General features: G+C 69.4%; 7 protein-coding genes. All 7 read left to right on the forward strand.

All coding sequences use genetic code 11. The features are described 5' to 3' along the window. Positions 1–79: 79 nt before the first annotated feature. The 7 genes from MMG85_RS18175 (at position 80) to MMG85_RS18205 (ending at position 8900) form a co-directional block, all read left to right on the forward strand. Positions 80–538, forward strand: coding sequence for a hemerythrin domain-containing protein (locus tag MMG85_RS18175; RefSeq protein ID WP_241047313.1), 459 nt, complete (start codon positions 80–82; stop codon positions 536–538). Between the two features lie 49 nt (positions 539–587). Further along, entirely contained in the window at positions 588–1808 is a 1221-nt protein-coding gene (locus MMG85_RS18180) for a helix-turn-helix domain-containing protein (RefSeq protein ID WP_241047314.1), read from the forward strand. Between the two features lie 36 nt (positions 1809–1844). Then, positions 1845–2510: a glutamine cyclotransferase gene (locus tag MMG85_RS18185; protein WP_241047315.1), complete on the forward strand. Its 666-nt coding sequence runs from the start codon at positions 1845–1847 to the stop codon at positions 2508–2510. Between the two features lie 174 nt (positions 2511–2684). After that, positions 2685–3200, forward strand: coding sequence for an RNA polymerase sigma factor (locus MMG85_RS18190; protein WP_241047316.1), 516 nt, complete (start codon positions 2685–2687; stop codon positions 3198–3200). Further along, positions 3197–4246: a FecR domain-containing protein gene (locus tag MMG85_RS18565; RefSeq protein ID WP_241047317.1), complete on the forward strand. Its 1050-nt coding sequence runs from the start codon at positions 3197–3199 to the stop codon at positions 4244–4246. The genes MMG85_RS18190 and MMG85_RS18565 overlap by 4 nt, the downstream gene beginning before the upstream one ends. 121 nt (positions 4247–4367) lie before the next feature. Then, a complete protein-coding gene (locus tag MMG85_RS18200; RefSeq protein WP_241047318.1) occupies positions 4368–7409 on the forward strand; it encodes a TonB-dependent receptor in 3042 nt (1013 codons plus the stop codon). 93 nt (positions 7410–7502) lie between these two features. Further along, positions 7503–8900 carry a hypothetical protein gene (locus MMG85_RS18205; protein ID WP_241047319.1) on the forward strand — a complete coding sequence of 466 codons (1398 nt, stop codon included), beginning with the start codon at positions 7503–7505 and terminating at the stop codon, positions 8898–8900. Positions 8901–10051 lie beyond the last annotated feature (1151 nt).

Consider the following 10051-nt stretch of genomic DNA (forward strand, 5'->3'; position numbering starts at 1 on the left):
GCCAGTACGCGCGCGAACCGAAGGTCCGCACCCTCCCCTGACCCCTGCCGTTCCCCGCCCTTCGCCAGGACACCGCCGCATGCCCGAGTCCATCTACGACGCCCTGCACGAGAGCCATGAACTCCAGCGCTCGCTGTGCCGCCGCCTGCTGCGCTCGAAAGCCGGTACGCGCGAGCGGCTGGACCTGTTCACCGCACTGCGGATCGAACTGGCCGCGCATGCGGCGGCGGAGGAGCGCTTCCTCTACGCCCCCATCCTGATGGACGACCGGGGGCTGGACGCGTCGCGGCATGCGCTGCACGAGCACCACCAGATCGACGAACTGATCGAAGACCTGCAGTCGCTCGACTCCCGTTACGCGGCGTGGCTGAAGAAGGCACGCGAGCTGTCCGAGAAGGTGCACCACCACCTGCGCGAAGAGGAAAAGAAATTCTTCCAGGTGTCCGGCAAGATCCTCAGTGCCACGAAGAAGGTGCAGCTGGCGCGCCAGTACCGCCGCGACTACACCCGCATGCAACGGGAACTGGCCGCGGAATAGCACCGGCACGACCCGCGACGACGGCACGCCCGCGCGGTAGGCTGCCGGCATGGATTCCCTGATCGCCGCCGCCGGGCGCGCCCTCTCCACCGGCGACGTCCTGGGCGCACTCAAGCATGTGGGCTGGCGGGACGACCCGCCCGCCCTCGCCCTGCGCGGTATCGCCATGGCGCAGCTCGGCGACTATCCGCGTGCGCGCGATCTGCTGCGGCGCGCCGCGCGCGGTTTCGGTCCCCGCGAGCCGATGGCGCGTGCGCGCTGCGTCGTCGCCGAGGCGGAGGTGGCGCTGGCCCTGCGCGATTTCGGCGCCGAGCCGCAACGCCTGCACGCGGCCGCACAGGCACTGGCCACACGCGGTGACCGCGCCAACGCGCGCCACGCGGAACTGATTGCGCTGCGTCGCCAGCTGCTGCTGGGACGGCTGCAAGCCGCGCGTGCCGCCGTGGACGCGCTCGATCTGGAAGGCGCACCCGCCGCGCACCATGCCCTGGCCGCGCTTGCGCAGTCCGAAATCGCCCTGCGCTCGCTGCGCACGCGCGAGGCACGCCTCGCGTTGCAGCGTGCAAAGACCGCCGCCGCGCAGGCGGGCATCCCCGCGCTGTCCGCCGAGATCGCGCAGCTCGACGCCAGCCTGCAACGTCCCGCCGCGCGCGTGCTGCAGGCCGGCCACGAACAGCTGGCGACCCTGGATGACGTGGAAGCCCTGCTCGCTTCCGGCGCGCTGGTCGTCGATGCCGTGCGCCATGCCCTGCGCGAGGGCGGCACGGTGCTGTCGTTCGCGCGGCGCCCGGTGTTGTTCGCCCTGCTGCGCGCACTCGCCACCGGCTGGCCCGGCGACGTCGACCGCAACGCGCTGATCGCGCACGTGTTCCGCACGCGCCAACCGGACGAGACGCACCGCGCGCGGTTGCGCGTGGAGATCGGGCGCCTGCGTCGCCTGCTCAGGCCGTTCGCCGCGCTCACCGCCACCGCGCGCGGCTTCCAGCTGTCGCCGCACGGCACGCACGGCGTGGTGGTGCTGGCGCCGCCGGTCGACGGCGAACAGGGCGCGCTGCACGGACTGCTGGCCGATGGCATGGCCTGGTCCACCTCGGCGCTGGCGCTGGCCACCGGCGACAGCCAGCGTTCGGTGCAGCGCGCACTCGCCGCGATGGAAGCCACCGGGCACGTGCGTGCGGTCGGCCGCGCCCGCGCGCAACGCTGGGTGGCGCCGCCGCTGGCCGGATTCACGACCATCTTGTTACTCCCTGCCGCGACGCCGCCTGCGTAGATTGGCCCCGTTCCCCCACGCATACGGATGCCCGCCATGAACGACGCCACACATCACGACACCCCCGCCCGCTACGCCGAGATCGTCCGCGAGTACGGCCCCTTCGACGGCTCACCCAGCATCCACGGCGTGACCCACGACGGCCGGCACGTCTGGGCCGCCACCAGCGAGCGCATCCTGGCCATCGAGCCCGCCAGCGGCGACGTCATCCGCAGCATCGAGCGTCCCGGCGATGCCGGCACCGCCTTCGACGGCACACACCTGTACCAGTTGGCCGAAGCGCGCATCGACAAGATCGATCCGGCCACCGGGGCCGTGGTCGCCTCGATTCCCGCACCAGGCCAGGGCCGCGATTCGGGCATGGCCTGGGCCGAAGGCAGCCTGTGGGTGGGCCAGTACCGTGAGCGCTGCATCCATCAGATCGACCCGGCCACCGGCGAGATCCTCCGCACGCTCGCATCCGACCGCTTCGTCACCGGCGTCAGCTGGGTCGACGGCGAACTCTGGCACGCCACCTGGGAGGGCGACGACAGCGACCTGCGCCGCATCGACCCGCGCGACGGCCGCGTACTCGAACGCCTCGACATGCCGGCGGGCTCGCACATCAGCGGCCTGGAGTCCGACGGCGCCGACCTGTTCTATTGCGGCGGCGGCCCCAGCGGCCTGCTGCGCGCGGTCAGGCGGCCGGCACGTGTCGACTGACGTTGGCGAGTTCCAGCGGACCACGGCACGGGCGCCGACGGCGATTGTCCTGATCGCGCCCTGACCTCCGCGTTCCCGCACCGACCGCGCGCGGAGCTGCGGGCGCCACGCTGTCACCGCATCGTCATCGGCCCCACGTACCGTGCCGCCCTTTACCGGGGACAGGACGGGACGTTGGCCGAGCAGGCACTACGGGCGCTGACACGCGTCTTCACCGACCAGGCCCCGGCGCTGCGCGGTTTCTTCGCACGCCGTGGTGCCAACGACGAGGCCGAAGACCTGGTGCAGGAAACCTACCTGCGCCTGCTGCGCGCGCACCAGGGCGAGGGCGAGCGCATCGCCAATCCCGAAGCCTATCTGTACACCGTCGCTACCAACCTGGCGCGCGAACAGGCCGCGCGCCGCCAGCGCTCGCCGGTGCCCCTCGAAGACATCGAACAGGTGGCCGCGCTGATGAGTCCCGCCGAAGGCGTCGAGGATGCGACCGAGCGCGTGCAGCGCCGCGAACACATGCAGGCGCTGCTCGCCGGCCTGCCCACGCGCACCCGCGCGGTGCTGGTCATGCAGTACCGCGACGGCCTGACCTACCGGCAGATCGCCGAGCGCATGGGGGTTTCTCCGCACATGGTGAAGAAGCATGTCGTGCGCGGGCTCGCCGTGTGCCGCCGCGCGATGGGAGACGCGAAGTGAGTCCCCACGCACCCGGCACGCCGACGACCACCGAAGCAGCCGCGCACTGGCACCTGCTGCAGCGTGAAGGCGCCCTGAGCCCGGCCGACCAGCAGCGCTTCATGGACTGGCTGGTGGCCTCGCCGCAGCATCTGCGCGAATACCTCGCGATGGCCCGCGTGGCCGCGGAACTGGGTGACGCCGTGCGCGCCATGCCGACGGACGCGGAGGTCGAGGCCTTCATCACCGGTCATCGCCGCGACGACAACGTGGTGGCGCTGGGACGTGCGCGGATCGCGGCGGCGCAGACGCGGCGTCCGCGCAAGCGCAGCTGGCTGCCACGCATGGCGGTGGCCGCCGCCGTGCTGCTCAGTGTCGCCGCCGGCCTGCACCTGGCCATGCCGTCGCCGCGCATTTACGCCGCGCCGCATGGCGAGACGCGCGTGTTCGCGCTGGACGACGGCACCGTGCTGCATCTGAATGCGGAAAGCGAAGCCTCGGTCGCGTTCGGCCCATTCCGCCGGCAGGTGGCGCTGACGCGTGGCCAGGCCAGCTTCGTCGTCGCCCCGGGCCTGCGCCCCTTCACCGTGCAGGCGGCCGGACTGGAAGTGCGCGACATCGGCACCACGTTCGATGTCTCGCTGCAGCGCGACCAGGCGCGCTTCGGCGTCACCGAGGGACGCATCCACGTGATCGACGAAGGCGGCGCGGGTAGCCTGCTGGCCGATCTGCACGCCGGGCAGGCGGCGCGCATCGCGCATGCCGACCGCCGCGTGTCGATCAGCCGGGAAGACGCCGACGTGCTGACCGCCTGGTGGCAACGCCGCATCGTCTTCCGCGACGAACCTCTGCGCGAGATCGCCGACCGCTTCAACCGCATGAACCGCACGCGCCTGTACGTGGACGACAGCGTGGCCGGCGCGCTGCGCCTGACCGGCAACCTGAAGGCGCACGACCTCGCCTCGCTGCGCGCCTTCCTCGACGAACAGCCCACGCTGACGACCACGGCCGGCAACGGCGAGATCCGCGTGCGCTCGCGCCACGCGCCCGTGTCCGGCACGTACTGAGCCGGCGCTGTAAGAAAAAATTCACGAAGAAAACGGTGCCCGATCTTCTTCGTGCGGAATCGTAGGAAGGGTGAGCGCGCGATGAGCGCGACCCCACCACCCCACACTACCGGACTCCACGATGCGCCGACTCCTTGTCCTTTCCATCGCCCTCGCCCTGCAGGCCACGACCGTCAACGCGATCGCCCAGCAGGCGACGGCCGCGACCGACGCCATCCCGCCGCAATCGCTCGACAGCGCGCTCAATACCCTGTCGCGCCAGACCGGGCTGCAGTTCGTCTACAACGCCCAGGCCGGCAATCCGCGCACGCGCGCCGTGCCCGCCGGGCTGTCCTCCGAGCAGGCGCTCGCCCGCCTGCTCGACGGCACCGGCCTGCGCTACCGCTATCTCAACGCCGGCACGGTGACCATCGAAGCCGCCACCGCGACCACCCCGGTCGCCGCACCCGCCACGCCTGCGGCCGCACCCGCCCCGTCCGCCGGCACGCCGTCGGCCTCGGCCGTCGATGCGCAACAGCTGGAAAGCATCGAAGTGGTCGGCAGCTACAGCCGCAGCCTGGAACAGGCGGTCGACATCAAGCGCTACAACGTCGGCTTCTCCGACTCCATCGTCGCCACCGACGTCGCCGACTTCCCCGAGCAGAACCTCGCCGAAGCGCTGCAGCGCATGCCCGGCGTGACCATCGAACGCAGCAAGGGCATGGGCAGCAAGGTCAACGTGCGCGGCCTGCCGTCCGAGTACACCCACGTCTCCATCAACGACCTGGCCACCGCCTCCGGCAGCGGCGGCCGCGATGTCGAGTTCGACCTGTTCGCCTCCGAGATCATCCAGCAGGTCACCGTGCAGAAGTCGCCGACCGCGGCCGACGAGGAAGGCGGCATTGCCGGCTCGGTGAAGATCTCCACCGCACGGCCGTTCGACTACAGCGACCGCAAGCTGGTGTTCTCCGCCGAGGGCGCGCACAACTCCATCTCCGAAGAGACCGATCCCAAGTTCGCCTTCCTCGCCAGCGACACCTGGGGCGACTGGGGCGCGCTGGTCTCCTTCGCGCATGCGCAGCGCACCAACCGCACCGATTCCACCTCGGGCATCAACTTCCGCCCGATGTCGCGCTTCCTGGGCGCGTCCGGCACCCGCGGCTCGCAGGCCGAAGCGGTGATCGAGCGCGACACCGGCTGGACCATCGACAACCGCACCAATACCGCCGAAAGCAACCTGATCATCTTCCAGGACAAGGTGGGCGACCGCGTCTACCTCAACGACCAGGACAAGTGGGGCGCGACCGCCTCGCTGCAGTACAAGCCCAGCCGCACCTTCAGCCTGACCTTCGACGCCATGGTCGGCGGCTACGACACCACCGAGGACGAGTACGACGCCGCGGCCTATTCCGCCTCCAGCCGCAGCACGCTGGAGACGATCCACGAGTACGACGACACCACGCTGTCCGAGTACGGCATGCTGGTGCTGCGCGACGTGTCCTACACGGCCACCCAGCACGAGTTCCTCAGCAAGGAGCGCATCAACAAGACCGACTACGGCCAGTACAGCCTCGCCCTGGACTGGAACAACGACCTCTGGGACATCGAGGCGATGGCCGGTTACTCCGGCGCCGAGAAGACGCTGGACTATTCCAACCTGAAGCATGTCGCCTACGCGCCGTCGCGCACGCGCTGGACCGGGCGCAGCGGCGAGACCATTCCCAGCGCCAGCTCGGCCGGCTTCGACATGTACGCCTCGCCCGAGCGTTACCTGTTCGAGGCCTACGAGACCACGCTGGAGAAGATCGACGACGACAAGTACGCCGCCAAGCTCGACGTCACCCGCAAGCTCGACCTGCCGTTCCTGTCCGCGCTGCGCAGCGTGCAGTTCGGTGGCCGCTACACCGACCGCAGCAAGGAGCGCCAGTACGGCGAACTGAAGATCACCGGCCCGTCCGCTGGCGACACCTCCTGGGTCAACACGCGCACGCTGGCCGACAGCCCGCTGCAGGCCATCGGCGACATCGTCCCCGGCGGCGCCTACAGCGTGAAGGACCTGGACTGGCAGCAGGTGTCGAATGAGTTCGCCCGCGGCTACTTCCGCTACCCCGGCTTCTCCACGCCGTTCGACGACGCGCAGTACTACCGCGTGGACGAAGAAGTCGCCGCGCTGTACGCGATGACCAACTTCGACTTCATCCTCGGCCGCGTGCCGGTGACGGTGAACGCGGGCGCGCGCTACATCGACACCTCCGTCACCTCCTTCGGCTACCACCCCGTGCAGAACCCGGACGGCAGCACCGGCTACACCGACACGCCGGTGTCCAGCGACGGCGGCTATACCGACGTGCTGCCCAGCTTCAACCTGACCGCCGAGCTGGCCGATGGCCTGCTGCTGCGCGCCGCCGGCTCCGAGACGCTGATCCGTCCGGCGCTGACCGACGTGGCCTACAAGCGCACCGCCAGCTGGAGCTCGTTCCGCTTCACCGACGGCAACCCGGACCTCAAGCCCACCTACGCCAAGCAGTGGGAAATCGGCCTGGAGAAGTACCTGGACAACGGCGGCCTGCTGGCGGCGTCGTACTTCCGCAAGAAGATCGACGGCGTGGTGGTGAACGCGCTGACCGGCGTGGTCGAGGACGTGGCCGTCTACAACGCCAACGGCACGCTCAACGGCTACTACGACTTCGACGTCTACCAGCCGGTGAACGCCGACGGCTCGTACGACGTGGACGGCATCGAGCTGATCGCCAACCTGCCGCTGGCCACGTTCCATTCGGCGCTGGAAGGCTTCGGCATCAACGCCAACTACACGATGCTGGACAGCTCGCTGGCCGGCGAATCCGACCTGGGCATCCGCACGCCCATGCCCGGCCTGTCCGAGAAGACCTGGAACTTCACCGCGTACTACGAGAACGCACGCTTCGACGCCCGCGTGTCCTACAACCACAAGGACGAATACGTGGAGTCCATCGGCTACAACATGTATCCGATCTGGCGCGACGCCTACGGCCAGCTCGACGTCTCGATCGGCTACCGGATCAGCGACTACCTCAAGCTGAGCCTCAAGGGCATCAACCTGACCGACGAAGAGACCAGCGGCTACACCATGGACCCGTCCTTCCCGACCATGTACGAAAAGTCGGGCCGCCGCATCAGCCTGGGCCTGCGCGCGGATTTCTGAGCCACGGCGCGCCGCGGCATCGCTCGCGGCGCGCCTCTTCTTTCTGCGACCCGCCGCGCCTGCGGCGGCGTCTCCGCGTCCTGCGAGGTCTCCATGCGCTGCTTCCTGCTGCCGGCTCTGCTGGCCCTGTCCCTGTCCGCGAACGCCATGGCGGCCGATGAAGGCCGCGCCTGGCAGGCCGGCGACCACCACGTGCACAGCGAATGGAGCGTCGACTGGGACCGCACCACCTCGCCACCCACACCGATCCGCGGCGGCGATTCGCCGTACACGCGCAGCCGCAACGCACAACAGGCGCTGGCCTACGGCCTCACCTGGATGGTGCACACCGACCACGGTGGCCCCGGCCACTCGGCCGTCACCCACGAGCACGCCTGGCCCGCGCTGGAACAGGCACGCCGCGACGTGCCCGCATTGATCCAGTTCAACGGCATGGAATTCGACGTGCCGGCCGCCGAGCACGCCTCGCTGATCATCGCGCCCAGCCCGCGCGAGCGCGACGAACTGGTCGACATCGAACGCCGCTTCAGCCGCAACGAGCCGGCGGATGGCGTACAGCGCGACGAGGCGCAGACCATGCTCGCCGCGCTGGCGCACATGCGCGCCCTGCCCGCGCCGCCACTGATGTTCGTCAACCATCCCTCGCGCACCGCCACCGGCATGGGCCAGTGGGGCGAGGTGGAACCGGACGAACTGCGCGCCTGGCACGACACCGCACCGCGCGTGCTGGTCGGCATGGAAGGCGCCCCCGGCCACCAGGCCATCCGCAGCGAGCGTGGCCTGTACCGCAACCCGGCGGCACCGACGTTCGGCGGCTTCGACCAGATGACCACGCAGGTCGGCGGCGTGTGGGACACGCTGCTGGCCGAGGGCCGGCGCTTCTGGATCACCGCCACCTCCGATTCCCACCACAACCTGCGCGACGGCGGCCGCGACTACGACCCCGGCGAATACAGCAAGACCTACGTCTGGGCGCGGCGCGATGCCGACGACATCCTCGACGGCCTGCGCCACGGCCGCATGTTCGCCGTCACCGGCGACCTGATCGACGCGCTGGAACTGACGGTGCGCGGCAACGATGCCGCGCAGGTGGCGACCCTGGGCGACACGCTGGCATTGCCGGTAGGCACGACGATGCGCATCGAGCTGCGCGTGCGCCAGCCGAGCCGAGCGAATGCGCATGGCGAGCGACCGAGGCTGGCGCAGATGGAACTGATCGTCGGCTCTCCCGGTGATGACGGTACCCCGGTCATGCAGACACGCCATTCGCGCGCGGACCGCTGGCGCCGCGACGGCGACATGCTGGTCGTCACCTGGGACATGCCGGTACCCGCACGCGGCGCCTTCGTGCGCGCACGCGGCAGCAACACGCTGGACGCGACACCGCCCGCCGACGTGCCCGGCGAAGATCCGTGGCAGGACCTGTGGTTCTATTCCAACCCGGTGTTCATCGACGCCACCGGCGCTGCTTCGACCACGCCCGCACGCTGAAGCGCCCGACAGCACGCGTTCACGCCATCATGTGATCCGGCGCGCAGTTATGCTCGCGCGCTTGCACCGCGTTGACATCATCTTTGCGAACCCCGCGCGACACTGCAGGCGTGGTCGATGCCGCGACAGCGGCGTGCCGGATCCAGGTGAAACAGCCACGGCGACCACATGGGTACCGTTGTGCGAAGCCCGAGCTTCGCCCAGCTTGGCTGCAGGTGCGTCCCCGTCGAAGGATCGCTGGCGCGGTACCCTCTTTCTGCCGGAAGGAACTCCATCACGCTCGCCTTTCCTTCTCCCCGCGAGGCGGGGAGAAGGAGAAGCGGCATCGCTTCACTGGCGTCGGCTGTTCTTTCTCCACAATCGGCGGCGGGGAGAAGGAGAAGCCGTGGCACTTCGCTGGTGCCCGATGTTCCTTCTCCCCGCTAGGCGGGGAGAAGGTGGCCGGAGGCCGGATGAGGGGCGAGCGCGGTCTGGATTCCTGGGCGATTGCACATCGGTCGATCACGAACACCTAAGGCATCAGTACTTGCTTACGCATCGCACGCCCTGAAGCAAAAGCGCCCCTCATCCGCCCTTCGGGCACCTTCTCCCCGTTGGCACGGGAAGAAGGAAAAGCGGGGGCACTTCGCTGGCGTCGGCTGTTCCTTCTCCCCGCTAGGCGGGGAGAAGGTGGCCGGAGGCCGGATGAGGGGCGAGCGCGATTTGGATTCCTGGGCGACGGCATATCGGTAGGTCGCGAAGATCAAGGGCTTCAGCACTTGCTGCCGCATCGCGTGCACAAAAAAAAGGCGCCCCTCATCCACCCTTCGGGCACCTTCTCCCCGTTGGCACGGGGAGAAGGAAATGCGGGTGCAGTTCGCTCGCGCCGGCTGTTCCTTCTCCCCGCTAGGCGGGGAGAAGGTGGCCGGAGGCCGGATGAGGGGCGAGCGCGGTTTAGATTCCTGTGCGACGACGCATCGGTCGGACGCGAACATCAAAGGCGTCAGCACTCACTGACGCATTGCACGCGGTGACGAAAAAGCAGCCCTCATCCGCCTTCGGCACCTTTATCTCTTGGCGATCTGCCAGATTAGATGCCGAGAGCCGGCGTGGTCGAGCGTCACACCTTGGGTGCTACGACCGCGGGAGAGCAAGCTCGCCACGCCGGAATC

The sequence above is a fragment of the Pseudoxanthomonas sp. LH2527 genome (genome assembly GCF_022539275.1).
Taxonomy (GTDB): domain Bacteria; phylum Pseudomonadota; class Gammaproteobacteria; order Xanthomonadales; family Xanthomonadaceae; genus Pseudoxanthomonas_A.